The sequence below is a fragment of the Halorussus salilacus genome (genome assembly GCF_024138125.1).
Taxonomy (GTDB): domain Archaea; phylum Halobacteriota; class Halobacteria; order Halobacteriales; family Haladaptataceae; genus Halorussus; species Halorussus salilacus.
Genome location: NZ_CP099993.1, coordinates 146866 through 164537 on the forward strand (window position 1 = coordinate 146866; position 17672 = coordinate 164537).

Sequence of the window (17672 nt, forward strand, 5' to 3'; positions counted from 1 at the left end):
TGGGAAAAATCGCCGCGACTTTCCTTATGTGTACTGGGCGGATGCTGACAAAAGAACCACCCGAAAGCGGGCTGACCCGTTCGCTACCCGAGGTGAGCACGCTTAAGGCGCGGCGCGCACACCTCCCGCACATGGAACCACGGGACCTGTCCTCGCACACCGTGTATCAGGCCGGTCGGGGCGTCGAGGAGGTGGCCCGCGACCTCGGGCTCGACCCCGACGACCTCGTGAAGCTCGCCTCGAACGAGAACCCCTTCGGGCCGAGCCCGAACGCGGTCGAGGCGATTCGGGAGGCGGCCGGGAGCGCTCACTCGTACCCGAAGGCCTCCCACGCCGACCTGACCGAGAAGCTGGCCGACCGCTGGTCGGTCGCCCCCGAGCAGGTCTGGCTCGGCAACGGCGGCGACGGCGTCCTCGACTACCTCGCTCGCGCCACGCTCGACCCCGGCGACGCGGTCCTCGTGCCGACGCCCGGCTTCGCCTACTACGGGATGAGCGCGCGCTTCCACCACGGCGAGGTCGCCGAGTACGACCTCTCGAAGGCCGACGATTTCGCGCTGACGGCCGAGACCGTCCTCTCGGACTACTCCGGCGAGCGAATCGTCCACCTCACCAGCCCGCACAACCCCACCGGCGGGCGGTTCTCGCTCGACGCGGTTCGGGACATCGCCGACGGGACCGACGAGGACACCCTCGTGCTCGTCGACGAGGCCTACGGCGAGTTCGCCGACGGCCCGAGCGCGGTCGACCTCGTCGGGGAGCGCGACGACGTGGCGGTCCTCCGGACCTTCTCGAAGGTGTACGGTCTCGCGGGCGTTCGACTGGGGTACGGCATCGTGCCCGAGGAGTGGGCCGACGCCTACGCTCGGGTGAACACCCCCTTCGCCGCGAGCGAGATCGCCTGCCGGGCCGGACTCGCCGCGCTCGACGACGACGAACACGCCGAGAAGACGGTCGAGACCGCCGCGTGGGCGCGCGAGTACATCTACGAGAACCTCGACGCGCCGACGTGGGAGAGCCACGGCAACTTCGTGCTGGCGGAGGTCGGCGACGGCTCCGCCGTCGCCGACGAACTCCAGCGCCGGGGGGTCATCGTCCGGGACTGCACCAGCTTCGGCCTGCCCGAGTGCGTCCGCATCACCTGCGGCACCGAGGCGGAGACGAGGCGCGCGGTGGCCGAGTGCAACGAGGTGTTGGCCGAGTGAGGGTCGCCGTCACCGGGACGCCCGGGACGGGCAAGACCACCGCGGTCGAGGCGCTCGTCGGCGACGAGCGCCTCGACCGCGACCTCGAAGTCGTCCACCTCAACGACCTGATCCGCGAGGAGGGCCTGTGGAACGAGCGCGACGAGGAGCGCGACAGCCTCGTCGCCGACCTCGACGCGGTCGGCGAGCGCCTCGCCGACCGCGCCGGGAGCGAAGCGCCGGGCGAGGCGGACCTGCTCGTCGAGTCTCACCTCGCTCACCACCTCGACGCCGACAGGGTCGTCGTCCTGCGGTGTCATCCCGAGGAACTGGAGCGCCGCCTGCTCGAACGGGGCGAGCCGGAGGCCAAAGCAAGCGAGAACGCCGAAAGCGAGGCCCTCGACGTCATCCTCTCGGAGGCCGTGAGCGAGCACGGCGTCGAGAACGTCTACGAGGTCGACACGACCGACCGGACGCCCGAGGAAGTGGCCGACGACATCGCGGCCGTCCTCGCGGGCGAGCGCGAGCCCAGCGCCGGGGAGGTGGACTTCCTCGACTATCTATGACGCTCGACCAACTCCGCCCGGTCGCCGACCGACTGCTCCGGCCGTTCGTCTCCGTCTCGACCCGGCTCGGTCTCACGCCCGACGCGGTCAGCGTCGTCGCCTTCGTGCTGGCGGGCGGCGCGGGCGCGGCGTTCTACCTCGGCGGGGCCGACCCCGTCTGGTATCTCGCCGGGTCGGTCCTCGTCTTCCTGAACGGGTGGCTCGACCTGCTCGACGGCGCGCTCGCGCGGGAACTCGGCACCGACTCGCTGGCGGGCGACCTGCTCGACCACGTCCTCGACCGGTACGCCGATATCGTCATCATCGCGGGACTCGCCGCGGGCGTCGGCCGGTACGCCCTCGGATTCGCGGCGGTCACGGGCGTGCTGATGACCTCCTACCTCGGGACGCAGGCGCAGGCCGTCGACCTCGACAGGGTGTACGGCGGCCTGCTCGGCCGGGCCGACCGCCTCGCGCTGGTCGGCGTGACGGGCGTCCTCGCCGCGGTCGTGTCGGCCGCCCCCGCCGGACTGTCGGTGGTCGCGTGGCTGCTCGTCGTGTTCGCGGTGGTGGGTCACGTCACCGCGCTCCAGCGGTTCTACTACTCGTGGCGCGCGCTCTCGTGACTGCGCAAACAGTTAAGTTTTTCAACCTTACCGCCGTCGGAACTAACCGAGGGCGAAGAGTGTCATGGATAGTGAACGACCGGGCGAATCGGGAATCAACGTCGACCTCGAAGAGATACTGCCAGCCAACTTCCATATCACCCCCGAGGAGTTCCTCGACGTCGCGGAGGACGTGGACTCGCTGTTCGAGTTGAGCCGCGAGACGCGCCTCTCGCGCGAGAAGTGCAGACGGATACTCAAGTACTTCGAGCGTAGCGACGAGGTCAAGCAGGGGTTCGGCTACCTCCGCCACCAGCGCGGCGACGACCGGTTCCCGTAGTCGGCGTTCGGGCGTCTGCTGGGGCCGCCGACCGGCAGCGCGAACCCGACCGACGGCCGAATCCGCTGGCGGCGTGTAATTTAAGAGCGGGGACAGACTACCTCCGGGTATGGTTCAGTGTGAGATGTGTGGTGCCGATACCGGCTCCCCCAAGACCATCAAGGTCGAGGGAGCCGAGTTGGACGTGTGCGACGACTGCGCCGACTTCGGGACCGAGGTCAAGACCCCGGACTCCGGTTCGACCTCGACCAAGTACTCGACCTCCTCGTCGAGCGGCTCCTCGACCTCGTCGGGGACTTCCTCGTCTTCGAGTTCGTCGCGCTCGCGGCGCTCGGACATGTTCGACGACATGGACGAACTCGCCCAGGATTACGACGACCGCATCCGCGACGCCCGCGAAGAGACCGGGATGAGCCAGGAGGACCTCGCCAAGAAGCTCAACGAGAAGGCCAGCCTCATCCGGAAACTGGAGCGTGGCGACATCCTCCCGAGCGACGAGGTCCAGACGAAGCTCGAACGCGAACTCGACATCGCGCTCACCGCGGGCGGGTCGCCCGACGACGACGAGGAGTGGAGCGGCGGGAGTTCGACCGGCGAGTACACCCTCGGCGACGTGGTCAAGCGCAAGGACTAGAGACGACGGTGTCGCGCGCGGAGATTCGCCGGAGGCGAATCTCCGCGCCGAGGACCCCGACAGAGCGACCGCCCACGGCCCACCGCTCTCGCAACCTATTAGTCGCGCCCGGGGGACGATTCGGGTATGAAAATCGTCGTCAACCTCAAGGCCTACCCCTGCGACCCGGTCGAAATCGCCACCGCCGCCCGTGACGTGAGCGAGGGCTCGGGCGTTCCGATTGCGGTCGCGCCCCAAGCCGCCCACCTCGAACGCGTCGCCGAGACGGGCGTCGAGACGTGGGCCCAGCACGTCAGCCCGGTCGAGCACGGCAGTCACACGGGGTCGACACTCGCGGAGGCCGCCGCCGAGGCGGGCGCAACCGGCACCCTGCTCAACCACTCCGAGCGCCGCCTGAAGCTCGCCGACATCGACGCCGCGCTCGACGCGGCCGAGCGCGCGGGCCTCGACACCTGCGTCTGCGCGAACAACCCCGACCAGATCGGCGCGGTCGCGGCGCTCGGTCCGGACGCCGTCGCGGTCGAGCCCCCGGAACTCATCGGCACCGGCACGCCGGTCAGTCAGGCCGACCCCGATATCGTGACCGACGCCGTGGCGGCCGCCCAAGCGGTGGACGAGTCGGTCGCGGTCTACTGCGGCGCGGGCATCTCGACCGGTGAGGACCTGACCGCCGCCGGGGAGTTGGGCGCGGAGGGCGTCCTGCTCGCCAGCGGCGTGGCGAAGGCCGACGACCCCGAGACCGCGCTGGAGGACTTGGTCGCGCCGCTCTGATTCACCCGTCGGAGTCGGAAGTCGGTCTCGTCGGCCGCCGAATCACTCCGCCACGATTATCCAGTGGTCGTCGTCCTGCTTCTCCAGAATCGCCTCCTCGCGCATCCGGACCACGTAGCCGGTGACGGTCTGCTCCAGTTCGTGGTCGGCCTTCACCCGGACGAGGTTGCCCAGCACCCGCGCCGATGGCGGTTTCTGGGCCGCCCCGCAGTCGTAGATGGTGAGCAGTTCGGTCTCGCGCTCGTCGTAGACCACGACGTAGGCGTGCTGGGGGAGGTGCCACCGGTTTTCCGCGGTCCGAGCGAGGGTATTCATGGTCCGAGGTTGTCGATGGAGTGGTAAAGTATGCTCGTTGCTTCGTCGAAGGAAGAGCCGGGACGTTCACTCCGGAATCGTCGTTCGGGGGTTTCGTCCGTTCCGGTGCGGTCCCTCTTTTGCCTCGGTAGTAGCTACCCCCTCCGGTACTGCATTCTACGGTGTGAACGGCAGGACGCTAGCTACTGCCGAGACCTCTGAGACCACACCGCACCGCCACCGCACCGCCACCGCACCGCCACCGCACCGCCACCGCACCGCCACCGCACCGCCACCGCACCGCCACCGCACCGCCACCGTCTCTCGTCCTCCCCAACCGCCTGCGGTCCTCGTTACACTGCGGTCCTCGGCCCTCGCGCGATGTTGGCGCGCCACGGCGCGCGCCAGCGCGCGCCGAACGTCAAGGTCTTCGAGCGTAGCCGACGACACGTCACCTCCGGGTCTAGCTGACGGCAGACTGGCCCATCTGCAGACACGACCTCACTCAACGTCGGGTAGCTCCTCGGCGACCTGCGCCAGCGTCTTCTCGCGGTCGTCGTCGTCCATCTCGCCGTCGGTCAGCGCCGCGAGCAGGGAGGGCAACGAGGCGACGTACTCCCCGCCGCCCGCGTGCTGGACGAACCCCCGCCGACGCAGGGTCCGGTTGTGGTTGTACGCGAGTTCGCGGTCGTCCGGTCCCCCGGCGACGACGTGGGCGTCGACCGGCGACGCGGGCCCCTCCCGGAGGTAGTAGGCCAGCATCGCGCGCTCGACCGGGTCGAGCGCATCGAGCTCCTCGCGGATGGCGTCGAGGGGGTCGCGCGCCGCGTCGGTTTCGGCGTCCCCGGATTCGTCTCCGTCGGACTCGTCTCCGCCGGACTCGCCCCCGTCGGATTCGGCGGCGGCCGCCGCCGAATCCGACCCCTCGTACGTCCCGAGGTCGGCTTGCCGACCCCCCGGCCCGCCGCCGACGTAGGGGTTCGCGCGCCGGTTCCGGGAGGTGTCGAGCATCGCCTTCGCGAACTTGTCGGCGACCTCCTCCATCTCTCGGGCCTCCTCCAGCTGGCGTTCGAGGTCCTCGATGTGGCTGTCCTTCTCCCGCAGTTCCTGCTCCAGTTCCTCGATGCGGTCCTCTCGCTGGGCCTCGGCCTCGCTGATCTCGCGGAGGTCGCCCACGAGGTCGTCGCTGACCGACTTGAGGTCGGGGCGCTCGAAGTCGTCGAGTCCGGGGGTCGCCCCGGCGTCGAACGTCTGCTTGCGGTGGAACTGGACCCGCCGGGTCTGCTCGGACCAGTCGGTCGTGAGGAACGCCTCGCCGTCGTCCATCTCCTCGATGGCCTCGGCGTACTCGCTACCGAGGATTCGCCCGACGACGTTGGTGTCGTTGTTCCACGTAAGGCGGTGCCACACCAGCCAGTCGCACTGGGTGATGAAGTCCTTCTTCACGTCGGCCGGACGCTGACTGATGCCCGCGATTCCCAGCCCGTGCTTGCGCCCGCGCTTGCCGATCTTGATGAGCATCCGACCGCACTCGTCCATCCCGCCCCCTTCGGGGATGTACTCGTGGACCTCCTCGACCACGAGCAGGAACGGCTTCTTGAGCTTCTTCTCCTTGGCGAACAGCTGCTGGGCCACCGCCTTCAGGAGGTCTTTCCCGTCCTGCTCGTTCAGGTAGCCCGACACGTCGAGGATGATGGGGACGTTGTCCTCCAGCGCCAGCGAGGCGAGTTTCTCGGCGTGCTGGGGCTCGACCTGGATGTCGCACTCGTCGTCGGCCCCTGCGTGTAACAGTTCGTACTCCTCTTTGAGACCGTAGTACTCACCATCTACGTCCACGATCATTACGGGGTATCCCCCGTCGAGTAGCTTCTCGACGACGACGCTCGCGGTGTTCGACTTCCCGGACCCGGACTTCCCGGTGATGAACGCCCGCCCCGTCAGCACCTCCACGACGGGGAGGTCTACGGTCTCTCCCGGCGTTCCGGCGTCCCCGCCGACGCCGTCGCTCACCTCCGCGACGGCCATGGTTTCCTCCGACATGCTCGTTGGGCGCTACCTCTCACCCGTCCCTCATAAACTGTCGGGGCTGCCCGCGGAACGAAGCCGAAATCCGGAGCCCTACGCGCTCGACTTCGACCGCACCGACAGCACGGCCCCGAACCCGGCCGCGGCGAGCGCGAACCCGGCGAGCACCACGAACAGTGCGGTCGGAGAGAACAGTTCGAGGACGTAGCCCGCGATGCCCGCGCCGAGCGCGCCGATTCCGAACACGCCGAGGTAGGTGAAGCCGTACGAGAGGCCCCGCGTCCCGGCGGGCGTGTACTGGGCGACCGCGGCCTGATAGAGAGGCTGGACCACGAACAGCGCGAAGCCCAGCACCGCGCTCGCGGCCAGCAGGGTCGCGAGCCCGCCGTTCAGCGCGGGCACGTAGAGGAGTGCGATGACCGCCAGCGCCGCGAACGCGCCGGTGATGCCGCGCTCGACCCGGATGCGGTCGGTGAGCTTCCCGCCGACGTACTGGCCGCCGATGCCGATCATCAGCAGTCCTGCGTAGACGTACTGGGAGGGCTCGATCTCCCGGGACCCGACCGCGACGGGGTCGAACAGCGGCTGGTTCGCCAGCATCTCGGGCAGGAAGGTGAGCGCCCCGCGGTAGTAGAGCCCCGAGAACATCACGACGCCGAACACGAGGGCGAACGCGCCCGTGAACAGGGTCTTCGAGTCGGCGACGAACTCCGAGAGCGACGAGACGCCGCCGTCGGCGCGGGAGTCGCTTCCGTCGGACCCTTGGTCCGACGACGTTCGCGAACCGTCGGTTCGCTCACCGCCGTCGGCCACCGACTCCTCGACGGCCGCGGTCTCGTCGAACTCCACGGTGAGCGCGAACAGGATGGCGAGCGCGGCGGGGGCCGCGAGCAGGACCACCACGACGCGCCAGTCGAAGAACAGCAGGAGGACGGCGGTCGCCAGCGGCCCGAGCGCGATGCCGAGGTTGCCCGCCATCCCGTGGTACGCGAACGCGGTCCCCTGCCGGGAGACGCCCTTGCTGATGAGCGAGAGTCCGGAGGGGTGGTAGACGCTCGCCGCGACGCCCCAGAGGACGAGCGCCAGCGCGATGACCGGGACGGTCGGCGCGAGACTGAGCAGGACGAACGACCCGCCCATCCCGGCGAGGCAGGCGATGATGAGCCGACGCGACCCGTAGGCGTCGGCCAGCAGGCCGCCGGGGAGCGCGCCGAGGCCGAACAGCGCGTACCCCGCGGAGACGACGATGCCCATCGTCCCGGCACCCACGCCGAACCGGTCGAGCCAGATGGTCACGAGGATGGGAATCGAGAGCTCGTAGGTGTGAACCATCGCGTGGGCGACCATCACCAGCCCCACGATGGAGCGGTCGTTGCGGTTCATCGGGTCACCTCACGCGCTCGACGTTCCCGTCCTTCCCGCCACGCCAGCCCTCCGTCCTGCCTCGACAGCCCTCCGTCCTGCCGCGCCAGCGCGCACGGCGCGCTGGCGCGGCGCGCAGTCGCTCCCGCGGCGTTCGCGTCACGATTCGTGCGGGTCACTCTTGGTCACACCCGGAACTTATCGCCGCCGCCCTTGAGTCTGATTGTATCGGCAGGCCCGCGTCCCTCAGAAGTCGGCGAGCGACGACTGGCCCTCGGGGTCCGACTCGGAACCGCTGGCGTCGGAGGGGTCTGCGGTGTCGGTAGGGTCGGAGGACTCGGGAGAATCGGCGGAATCGCCGGGACCGTCCGAACCGTCGTCTCCGAAGTCCGAGAGGCTCGCGGGCGAGTCCGGCGTCTCGCCGGACTCGCCCCTATCACCAGAGTCGGGGAGGTCGGCACCGCCCCACCCGTCTCCCAGACTCGCCTGCTCGGCGTCGGCAAACGAGAGGTTCGAGACCCGCACCCCGACCTTCCGGACTCTGGCGTCGTCGAACTCCGCGAACAGGTCGAGCGCGACCTCCTCGACCAGTCCGGGGTCGTCGACCGGCCCGGGCAGCGACTTCGCGCGGGTGTTCACGTCGTAGGGCGGGGTGACGGCCTTGATGCCGATGGTCCGGTACATCGCGTCCTTGCCCCTCGCGCGGTCGGCGACCGCCGCCGCGAGGGTGCGGATGCGCTCGCGGGTCTCCTCGGCGTCGTCGGTCGGTTCGGTGAACGCCGACTCGCGCGAGAGGCTCTTGGGGCGGCCCCGGGGCGTGACCTCGCGGTCGTCCTCGCCGCGCGCTCGGCGGTGCATCTCCGCGCCGCGCTCGCCGAACCGGGCTTCGAGGTCGGCGCGGTCGGCCGCCGCGAGGTCGGCCGCGGTCTCGATGCCCGACTCCCGGAGTTCGCGGGCCGTGACCGGGCCGACGCCGTGCAACTCGGCCACGTCGAGCGGCGCGAGGAACTCCCGGACCTCGCCGGGTTCCACGACGACGAGCCCGTCGGGCTTGTCGTGGTCGCTGGCTATCTTCGCCGCCGACATGTTGGGCGCGACCCCGACGCTCGCGGTCACGCCGACCTCGCGGTCGATGCGGTTCTTGACGTGGCGCGCGAACCCCTCGGCGACCTCCCACGCGGTCCGGTCGGTCACGTCGAGGTACGCCTCGTCGACGCTGACCTCCCGGACCACGTCGGCCGAGTCGTGGAGTATCTCCTTGACCTCGGCGCTGACCGACTGGTAGTAGTCCATGTCCACCGGCCGGTAGTGGCCCGCCTCGTCGGGATCGAGGTCCGAGTCGGGGTCGTCGGACTCGACCTTCCGGGGCAGGCGCTCCAGCGCGGTCGAGATGGCTTGCGCACTTTCGACGCCGAACTCGCGGGCCTCGTAGCTCGCGGTCGCGACCGCGCCGTGGGTCTCGCCGTCCTCGTAGCCCATCCCGACGACGACCGGTTCGCCCCGCAACTTCGGTTCCCGGCGGCGCTCGCACGCGGCGTAGAAGCAGTCCATGTCGACGTGGAGGACGATGGGGTCGGCGCGCTCCTCGTCGGGCGTTCCCGGCAGGCGCGCGCCGCCGCGGGTCATGGGCGGTGGTAGGCGGCCGCGAGACGATAAAAGGTCGGGACCGACTCGGGTGGAGGTTTCGTTCGGTTCGACCACTGCCGACGAATCGACGGGCATCCATCACCCGGCGCGCGCTGGCGCGACCTCGCTGTTTGAGGTCGCGCCAAGGCGTGCGAGGGATGAGGACCGCAGACTGCGAGTGGAAACGAGCAGTCGAGGACCGCAGTCGGTTGGGGAGGGTCGTGGTCTGCGGTGCTGACGCGGTGGCGGTATCGGGTGGACTGAAAGGGGCCGCGCGCTCGCGCTTGCTTGGTCGTCTGTGCGTGGCCCTATCCGCGGGCGCAGAACTGCGCCCGCGGATATCCCGCACAGCGACCGCGAGCGCGCGGGGGCTTTCGAGGACCGATTCATGGCAGAACCACGCCTGATTCGAGAACGTCTCGCTCACCCGGATAACCGCTCCCCTATCGACGAGACCGCCGAGTACAGCCGCGAGTACACCGGGTACGGCGCGTGCCTCGCGACCGCGTACACCGCCCGATTGCGCACCGAATCGGTCGAGTCGGCGTCAGTCGAGCGCGCGGCGAGTGCGTCCACATCGGCGTCCCGGAGCCACGCGAAGAACTCCCGCGCGCCCTCGTAGGAGTACTCGCGCTCGCCGTCAACCCCGACGCGCTCGCCGTCCACCTCGACGTGGCTCTGGATGTCCCGCCACATGAACCGCTCGTCGGCACCGAGGTGCCAGTCGCCCGCCTCGAACCGTCCCCGGATGTAGTCGAACGACGCCGAATCGAACTCGTAGCCGTGGTCGGCGGGGTCCAGTCCGGCCAGCAGGAGGCCCACCTCAGTCCGGGCGCACTTCTCGCAACGGCCGCAGTTGCCGCTCGCGTCCGAGCAGGTCCGGATTCGGAGGTCCGGGTCCTCCTCGCGAACGTGGTCGGCGATGCGGTAGAGCTTCTGCTGGCGGGTGAGTTCGTACCCGTCGTGTTCGACCGCGGTGTCGCCCCACGCGACTCGGTCGTCGATTTCTGGGTGCGAGCCCCACGGGTGGGAGAACCCCGCCGAGTGGGTCGCGGCGATGTAGAGCGTCCCGAAGCCCTCCGTGACCGAGAGGGGCGCGCACGCCCCGAGCAGGCCGAGTCCGTGGTGGACCGAGGTGATCCAGTTGTCGTCGTAGTAACGCCCGAAGTGAGCGTTCAACTGCACCAGGTCCAGAAACGACTGCATGTTGAGTCGGACGAACCGATTGTCGACGCCCGCCGAGTCGCCGAACGCCCGGAGTTCGGCCTCGCGCTCGTCCCACCGGTCGTCGCGGTCGAGCGGGATGTCGAACCCGTGGACGCTGATGAGCGTCGGCTCCTCGTCGCGGTGGCGCAGGTAGGTCGTCAGCGAGTCCACCCCGCCGCTGAACAGCATGGCGCTCGCGGAGTCGGTGGCGTTCCCGCCTTCGCCCGCGTCGGTCACGTCCGCGGTCGTCTCACCGACGCCCGCGTCCACTATCTCCCTCGCGTACACCGTTCCGCCCCGCGCGAACCCCGGATGAAGGGTCTCGAACCCCTCTCGAACGTCTGCGAGCGCGCGGAGGAACGCCTCGTCGGCGCGGGGGACGTACACGTCGGCACCGACCGCCCACGCGACCGGACAGAGGTTCGCCACGAGTGGGACGACCAGAATCTCCGCTGGCACCTCGCTCACGTCCACGTCGTACTCCACGACGAAGTCGTCAGCGAGGAACCGGCCCACGTCCGGCGTGGCGTCGTACTCGTACGCGATTCGGCCGTCACGGACCGACACGTCGCGGATGCGAACCGACGACATGTCAGGGATGGCGGTGGTCGGCGTCGCGTTCGGAGGACTCCTCGCTCGTCTGCGCGCGACGGGTCGAGCGGGTTCGATTCCGGACGCGGAGGTCGATTTCGTACTCGGAGAATTCCATGGGACGGCCTCGGCGAGCGAGACAAAGAGTGGTTCCGACCGTTCACCGACTCCCGCCCCCGTGGAATCCGGTAACGAGAAGTTGTAGTGTGGCTGACTAGACCGGAAAAGGGACGATTCCGTCCGGCAATCGGTCGTTGAACGCCGTCGGTCGGCGTGAAACGGTCGCGAACCCCTCGGCGGACCAGACGGCCGACTCAGGCGACCTCGCCGTCTCGAAGCAGGTCTGCGACGACGTGAACGTACAGCACCGCCGCGGTAAAGCGGGCATACGTCGGGGAAACGAGAGCGAGCGCGCCGACCAACGCCCCGCCGACCAGCGCGTGACTCAGGAGTCGGTGGGTCTCCAGCGTCCGGGTGTCCACGCCGTCGAACACCTCCTCCTGTCGGGTGAACGCGAACACCGGGTCGGTCGCACACCGCCGGAAGTGCGACCAGTCCCCGGCGTGGTAGCGCGCGATGAGGAAGTGGTCGAGGTCGACGAACACCGAGAGGGCGACGCCGTAGGCGAGCAGCGCGGCGGCCTCGACCGGGAAGCTCACCGGGAGCGCGAGAACGAGGAGGCCGGAGGCGGCGGCCCCGAGGACGGCGTGTTCGGGCGACTTCATTGGATTCGGGTTCGAACCCGGCCCAGTTAATTCGGGGGGTCGGCCAGCGGACCGGGCGGTCGTCGCGCCTCTCCCGCGTCACCCCCTCGATAGTCACCCCTCGATAGTCACCCCTCGAAGTCGTCGAGCGCGCGCTGGAGCGCGCGCTCGACGAACGCCGACTTCCCCGCGGTGTAGGCCGCCCGGTCGTCGGGATGGGCGTCGGCGAGGTCCCGCTTCAGCGCCTCGTACTCGGCGGCGGCCTCGGGGTTCTCCCGGAGGTAGTCCCGGAACGCGACCTGTTCGCGGTAGGTGTCGCTCTCGCGCTCGCAGATCGAGAGGTAGTGGGTCCGGTTCGACCGCGGTCCCCTGGCGAAGAACAGTCGGTCGGGAACCTCGTCGTTCGGTCGGTACTCGTAGCCGTGGGATTCGAGGACCCCGACGAGGTCGGTCGCGTCGTCGAGCGAGTCCACGGTGCCCACGAGGTCGATGACCGGTTTGGCGGCGAGTCCCTCGACGGCGGTGCTTCCGACGTGTTCGAACGCCCGCAGTCGGTCGCCAGCGACCGACTGCAGGCGCTCGACCTCCGCCTCGTAGCGGCGCGTCCACGCGGGGTCGTGCTCGCGGAGTTCGACCGTCCCCCGTTCCAGTCCGACCATGTCGGCGATTCGAAGTCGACCGAAATAGCCGTTGGGGTCGGTCGCGTCCCGACGCGACCGACCCCATCACGCCCGCGGCGGCACCCGCCTTCACGAAATCCCACCGATAGAGGTCCAACTGTGGAAGTAACAGCTCCCGCTCCTCCGCGTTCGAATCCCCCTCCTCGGAGGGCTCGTGGGTCGTGTGTTCGGTCATGGTTCGAGTGCGGAACCGACTCCGCTATGGCTGAACCTCGGAGTAGCGGGGTTACACCACCCGTATCCGGTTCTCGACGGGTGAGAACCCGGCTGAATCAGTTCGGCCGATTCTCAGTATCTGAGAACGACGACCCACCCTTACGCTCGGCGCGGCGTATCCTCGACCATGTCAGTGGTCGAGTCGGTCGCGGCCCCGGTAGCGGTGGTCGCGCTCAAGACCGTCGTCCTGGCTCTGGGCGGCACCGTGACCTACGTCGCCTCGAAGGCGTATCGGCAGACGGGGTCGCCCGCGCTCCGGGCGCTGGCGGTCGGGTTCGGCCTCGTCGTGATGGGGAGCGTCCTCGGCGGGAGCGTCCACCAGTTCACGGCCTTCAGCCTCGAACTCGGCGTCGTCGTCGAGACCGCCTTCTCGGCGCTGGGATTCGGCGTGCTGACGTACTCGCTGTACACCGAGTGAATCGGCAGCCTCGAACCCGGTCCCGGACCGCGGGAGGATTCCTACTTCCCGAATCGCGGGCGGACGCACGCCACCCCAACCTCGGAGTGACTCAAACCGCTCTTTCACTCTACGTGACGTATTTCTCGCGGAGAATCGTACCTCCGGCCGCATGACACCCAGACGACTCGTCGCCCCGCTCGCGGTCGCCCTCCTGCTCGTGACCGCGGGCTGTGCGGGCGGCGTGAGCGACCTCGGCGAAACCGGTTCGAACGAAGCGGGAGTTCAGGACGGAACGAACGACGTCGGCGCGCAGAACGGGACGAACGCCGCCGACGCCTCGACCGTCGGCGTCGGCGCGACGGGCGAGGTGACCGCCGAACCCGACCGCGCGCTCGTCGGCGTCGGCGTCGAGGCGACGGCCGACGACCCCGAGACCGCCCGCCAGCGCGTCGCCGAGAACGTCTCGGACCTCCGGGACGCGCTCGCCGACATCGGCCTCGACGACGACCAGGTGACGACCGAGCGGTACGCGATTCGCGAGGACCGCGAATCCCGACGCGAGGGCGGCGACGCCACCGCCTACCGCGCGACCCACTCGTTCGAACTCAGCGTCGAGGACGTAGACGAGGTCGGGACCGTCATCCAGACCGCGGTCGCGAACGGCGCGACCGACGTCGGACGCGTGGAGTTCACCCTCTCCGAAGAGGCGCGGGCCGACCTCCGCGAGGAGGCGCTCGCCGACGCGATGGACAACGCGCGGGCCGACGCCGAAGTGCTCGCCACGAACGCGAACCTCACCCTCGCGGGCGTCGATAGCGTCTCGACCGACGCGGTGGACGTGCGACCCTACCGCGCCGAGGCCGACATGGCCGCGACGAACGCCGACACGGAGATCGAGTCCGGTCCCGTGTCGGTGACCGCGCAGGTCCGGGTGACCTACGAGGCCGACGAGGAGGCCTGACGGGGCCCCACGAGCGCAGTCGTATCAGGTCGCGCTTCCCGCGGGCCGACGGATTTCGACGCGAGCGTCGACCGAGACCAGACCGTCGAACGACCCTCTCCGGATTACACGCCCTCTTCGTACGTTTCAGCCCGGGGTTCGGCCTCCATCGCGACGAGCTGTTCGTACGTCCGTGCGGCCGTGGCGACGAAGAAGACGGTGATAAACGCCGAACCGAGCTCTGCGATCAGATAGCTCGGGATGTCGGGGAGAACGATTCCCGGAAGTCCGAAGCCGATGCTGACCACTATCGCGATGGCCACGACGAGGATTCCGAGTCCGAACAATCGCAGCCGATTGCCGTCGGTCAACCCCCAACTGCTCTGGAACCCCTCGACGAAGTTCTGGTCCTCGACCGCGACGTAAATCTGCCAGAAGAAGAGGCTCACGAGGAGGAACAGCCCCGGAACGACGAGGAAGACGAATCCGATGGTGACGAGGATGCCGAAGACGATGCCACCGACGAGGAGGTTCAGCCCCGCCCACAGGAGGTTGTGTCTGAAGTTTTCTCGGGGTATCTCGTCCGTCTCGTCGCTCACGAACGTCCGTATCGCCGCGAGCACCACGGCGATGGAGACGACGGCGAGGAGCAACGAGAGGAGAGACGCGACCACCGGCGAGAGACCCAACGATGGCGCGTACGGTTGCATCCCTTCGGCAGGAACGGGACCCGTCCCCGGCCCGCCCATCGGGTCGGGAAGCGCGGACTGTCCAGCGGGGACGGGCGAGAGCAGTCCGTCGAGGAGAGAGAGCACGTAGAAGAGACCGACGAACACCAGTCCGTTTCGTGCCACGGTCCGTTCGTACCCCTCGCTCACGACAGCTTCGATGTCGATTGGCATGCGTATCTTCGTTGAACCACTGCAACTACGAAAAAGGTGGTAGTGTCTCCGGGCTGAGAGAGTCAGTGTTCGTCACGGCACAGAATAATCTAACACTCCTAAGGAAAATTTCAAGTCAGGGCGTTGCTAGGACTCGCGTATGCGAAAGGGCGTATGCGCGGGTGTTAGAGCCACCCGTTTCGGACGTACTGACGGGTATAACCGTGAATCTTGTGCTATTGGAGGAGGACGATGATAGACCTCACCGACCTCCAGGAGGACATCCTGACGCTCGCGGTCAAGAATCCCGAAATGACCAACGAGGAGATCGCCGACGTGCTCGACTGTTCGCCGAACTGGGTGGGTGAAGTCCGACGGAAGTACGAACACGCCGTTGATGAAAGCCAAGTCGACGATTCGCTGAATACCGTTCGGGGGAACGCACAGACCGTAAAAAGCAGTTCTGGCGGTGGCGGCCTTCTCGGCTTTTTCATCATCATGCCGCTGGAGTTGAGTCTTGCATTCACGGTATGGGCATTGGAAAACAGTCTGAGGCTGTCTGTGTGGTTGCTGGAGAAAACGTTGGCACTCTCGATTTGGCTTCTGGAACTCCCGTTCCGGATTCTCGGTGGACTGGCCGGATCCAGTAAAAACGAACGATAACAATGCCTGAGTTATGGATATACGGAGACAAGCATACCAGAAATCACGACGTAGTTACAGAGGAAATCAAAAATTATCTGCCCGAAGATGTAGAGATCATATTCTACGAAGGAGGTTTGAAAACGGAACCCTCCGTGGGTAGGTGGGTTCATTTACTCAATCCGATGTACGTTCTGCTAAAGTTCTTAATCGTTCCAATGATGCTTCTGCAGCAATGGCGACGCGGATCGACAGGTGAGGCGGCAGGAGTTGTTGGAGCTAACAACGTTGCATCTATTTTTGATACGCCTGTTCGAGCTACCGATCTCCATCACCGGGATAAAATCCTAAAACAAGGCCCCATATCATTCATTTCAATTTGGTCCCTGCTCCTCTTTTCGGTATTAATTGCTCTGAACGAGACCATATCTGGTGCATTATTCCTTCTTGTCATAGGTAGTCTTACACATCGTCTGTATTTCTCAGCATTCATTGATCCGGTCCGTGAACGGAAGATGGTTGATGACATCACAGAAGAAATAATAGAAAATAAGACTAGCAAGGTCGCCTTGGTTACTGGAAGTGCACATGTTCGGTGGATAGAGAAATTAGCCAAGAACCGAGGTTTCGAAGTTCATACTGAGCGACGTGACGACTCTCGGTTGCGAATATTTCTCCGGTCACTCGCGTCTGTACCATACGGGCGATATCACTAGTTTCCGTGGATAATCTTTCAAAAAGTCGAAATAGGCTCTATACAGGCCTAATGAAGGCTATCGAAACCGTCGAGGTGAATTCATTGTCTTTTGCTTCTTGATACGGGGGCGATTCTGTCTCTCACCATCTCTCTCAGATACGCTCCGATACGTTCTCACATATTCTGCTTCGTGAACTCTTTTGGCAGATTCCGGCGGAATGTAGTTTGGGAGATAGCCAATAACTCTATCTCGAAAGATAATGACTGAGAGAATAAGCCAGAATCCGCCGGATATAATTGTTCCATCACCTTTCATGAAAAGGAGAGTCAACCAGATCCATGCAACTATTACATAGACTTTGAATAGACCTGCTGGGATGAATCTTAGGAATACACCCCATCGCATATCGTCAGAGTATATCGCGCTCGAAATTAACTCTACTACAGATGTCGTATCTGGTAATTTATTTGGCTTAACACCGGTTGCGAAGAATGTCAAATGCTTTCGGATAATTGATGTTCTTCGAGAAGATTCCATACCTGCCTCATTTCCGAAGATAAGCAAAGAGGTATGATGTAACCATAATGTGGCATAGAGTGAGAGAATCAAAAGCGAACAGGCTACAATAGAGTCAATGGACCCCAAGAACGGCAATTCCAGAAAGGTCTCTGAAGCGAGAATATAGAGATACGTTCCAGGAATTATATACATTAAGCCATAACTCCGCTCTCCTAATCCCTGAATTGGATTTAACATACCTGTTTCATATATTTGGATGGTATATAATCCCCCTCCTGTTCTGACCAATTGTTAAGTGCTATTTTACTCAACTCCATCTCTCACGCGACTATACGGGGTTGCACGCGAACAGAAACAAATCCTGCTCGTTGCACAAGTCGAGCGAGATTGGTTGTGCAATGAGCGCCTCTCCGCGCTACCATTCCCCCCAACCTCTGGCATGATTGTGTCGCTCTCGAACCCTATTTATATACTATCCACGTTTGAGTGACCGCAGAATACTAGGTTCATGGGGAGGTTGTGCAACGAGTATGCGAATCGAAGCCACCGCAACGCGGAAACGGAAGTGGGAGAACCTAAAGGAAGCCACCGGAAAAGGCCACAAGTCGACTGCTCTCGACACCGCGGCCGAATACTACTTGAAGATGGCTGGGGATACCACGGCCGTGCCTGTCGGTGCGATAGAGGAACTGATGGAACTCGCAGTTGAGGAGGGCTCGGTTACGCCTGAAGAGATTGCAGATGTCTTAGACACCGAGCAACTACATGTTCAGGCAAGGACTAGTTGGTCCGTCGGTAACAAATAAAAT

The 17672-nt window shown here is 65.8% G+C and carries 19 protein-coding genes; 11 read left to right on the forward strand and 8 right to left on the reverse strand.

Annotated features, from left to right (window positions below; translation table 11 throughout):
• Positions 1 to 131 precede the first annotated feature (131 nt).
• The 6 genes from hisC (at position 132) to tpiA (ending at position 4079) form a co-directional block, all read left to right on the forward strand.
• The gene (gene hisC, locus NGM10_RS00825) at positions 132 to 1205 is read left to right on the forward strand and encodes a histidinol-phosphate transaminase (RefSeq protein ID WP_253480786.1); all 1074 of its coding nucleotides are present in this window, start codon (positions 132 to 134) and stop codon (positions 1203 to 1205) included.
• Positions 1202 to 1750: an adenylate kinase family protein gene (locus NGM10_RS00830; RefSeq protein ID WP_253480788.1), complete on the forward strand. Its 549-nt coding sequence runs from the start codon at positions 1202 to 1204 to the stop codon at positions 1748 to 1750. Before hisC ends, NGM10_RS00830 begins: the two co-directional genes overlap by 4 nt.
• On the forward strand, positions 1747 to 2355 hold the full coding sequence (locus NGM10_RS00835) for a CDP-alcohol phosphatidyltransferase family protein (RefSeq protein ID WP_253480791.1): 609 nt from the start codon (positions 1747 to 1749) through the stop codon (positions 2353 to 2355). The genes NGM10_RS00830 and NGM10_RS00835 overlap by 4 nt, the downstream gene beginning before the upstream one ends.
• A gap of 64 nt (positions 2356 to 2419) precedes the next feature.
• Positions 2420 to 2674, forward strand: a complete 255-nt coding sequence (locus NGM10_RS00840; RefSeq protein ID WP_253480794.1) for a hypothetical protein — start codon at positions 2420 to 2422, stop codon at positions 2672 to 2674.
• A gap of 109 nt (positions 2675 to 2783) precedes the next feature.
• A complete protein-coding gene (locus NGM10_RS00845) occupies positions 2784 to 3308 on the forward strand; it encodes a multiprotein bridging factor aMBF1 (RefSeq protein WP_253480797.1) in 525 nt (174 codons plus the stop codon).
• 126 nt (positions 3309 to 3434) lie between these two features.
• On the forward strand, positions 3435 to 4079 hold the full coding sequence (gene tpiA / locus NGM10_RS00850; RefSeq protein WP_253480800.1) for a triose-phosphate isomerase: 645 nt from the start codon (positions 3435 to 3437) through the stop codon (positions 4077 to 4079).
• Between the two features lie 42 nt (positions 4080 to 4121).
• On the opposite strand, the gene NGM10_RS00855 is transcribed toward tpiA, so the two are convergent.
• From NGM10_RS00855 to NGM10_RS00885, 7 genes are all read right to left on the reverse strand, one after another.
• Positions 4122 to 4394, reverse strand: a complete 273-nt coding sequence (locus tag NGM10_RS00855; protein ID WP_253480803.1) for a hypothetical protein — start codon at positions 4392 to 4394, stop codon at positions 4122 to 4124.
• 480 nt (positions 4395 to 4874) lie between these two features.
• Complete coding sequence (locus tag NGM10_RS00860) at positions 4875 to 6398, reverse strand: helicase HerA domain-containing protein (RefSeq protein ID WP_368408638.1); 1524 nt, start codon at positions 6396 to 6398, stop codon at positions 4875 to 4877.
• Positions 6399 to 6491: 93 nt separating this feature from the next.
• Positions 6492 to 7781 carry an MFS transporter gene (locus NGM10_RS00865; protein ID WP_253480807.1) on the reverse strand — a complete coding sequence of 430 codons (1290 nt, stop codon included), beginning with the start codon at positions 7779 to 7781 and terminating at the stop codon, positions 6492 to 6494.
• A 225-nt stretch (positions 7782 to 8006) separates the two neighbouring features.
• Entirely contained in the window at positions 8007 to 9386 is a 1380-nt protein-coding gene (gene dinB, locus NGM10_RS00870) for a DNA polymerase IV (RefSeq protein ID WP_253480808.1), read from the reverse strand.
• Between the two features lie 423 nt (positions 9387 to 9809).
• Positions 9810 to 11183 (reverse strand): hypothetical protein, encoded by a 1374-nt coding sequence (locus NGM10_RS00875; RefSeq protein WP_253480809.1) that lies wholly within the window; start codon positions 11181 to 11183, stop codon positions 9810 to 9812.
• A gap of 314 nt (positions 11184 to 11497) precedes the next feature.
• Entirely contained in the window at positions 11498 to 11908 is a 411-nt protein-coding gene (locus NGM10_RS00880; protein ID WP_253480811.1) for a hypothetical protein, read from the reverse strand.
• A 107-nt stretch (positions 11909 to 12015) separates the two neighbouring features.
• Entirely contained in the window at positions 12016 to 12546 is a 531-nt protein-coding gene (locus tag NGM10_RS00885; protein WP_253480813.1) for a GrpB family protein, read from the reverse strand.
• A gap of 364 nt (positions 12547 to 12910) precedes the next feature.
• Between NGM10_RS00885 and NGM10_RS00890 the strand changes: the two genes are divergently transcribed.
• Positions 12911 to 13201, forward strand: coding sequence for a DUF7521 family protein (locus NGM10_RS00890; RefSeq protein ID WP_253480816.1), 291 nt, complete (start codon positions 12911 to 12913; stop codon positions 13199 to 13201).
• Positions 13202 to 13352: 151 nt separating this feature from the next.
• Positions 13353 to 14144 (forward strand): SIMPL domain-containing protein, encoded by a 792-nt coding sequence (locus NGM10_RS00895; protein ID WP_253480819.1) that lies wholly within the window; start codon positions 13353 to 13355, stop codon positions 14142 to 14144.
• Between the two features lie 104 nt (positions 14145 to 14248).
• Here NGM10_RS00895 and NGM10_RS00900 read toward each other — a convergent pair whose 3' ends face one another.
• Positions 14249 to 15025, reverse strand: coding sequence for a DUF7847 domain-containing protein (locus NGM10_RS00900; protein ID WP_253480822.1), 777 nt, complete (start codon positions 15023 to 15025; stop codon positions 14249 to 14251).
• A 231-nt stretch (positions 15026 to 15256) separates the two neighbouring features.
• On the opposite strand from NGM10_RS00900, the gene NGM10_RS00905 reads away from it, so the two are divergent.
• The 3 genes from NGM10_RS00905 to NGM10_RS00915 all read left to right on the forward strand — a co-directional run bounded on the left by NGM10_RS00905 (position 15257) and on the right by NGM10_RS00915 (position 17669).
• On the forward strand, positions 15257 to 15667 hold the full coding sequence (locus NGM10_RS00905; protein WP_253480825.1) for a hypothetical protein: 411 nt from the start codon (positions 15257 to 15259) through the stop codon (positions 15665 to 15667).
• Between the two features lie 2 nt (positions 15668 to 15669).
• On the forward strand, positions 15670 to 16362 hold the full coding sequence (locus tag NGM10_RS00910; protein WP_253480828.1) for a hypothetical protein: 693 nt from the start codon (positions 15670 to 15672) through the stop codon (positions 16360 to 16362).
• 1031 nt (positions 16363 to 17393) lie between these two features.
• On the forward strand, positions 17394 to 17669 hold the full coding sequence (locus NGM10_RS00915; RefSeq protein WP_253480831.1) for a hypothetical protein: 276 nt from the start codon (positions 17394 to 17396) through the stop codon (positions 17667 to 17669).
• Positions 17670 to 17672 lie beyond the last annotated feature (3 nt).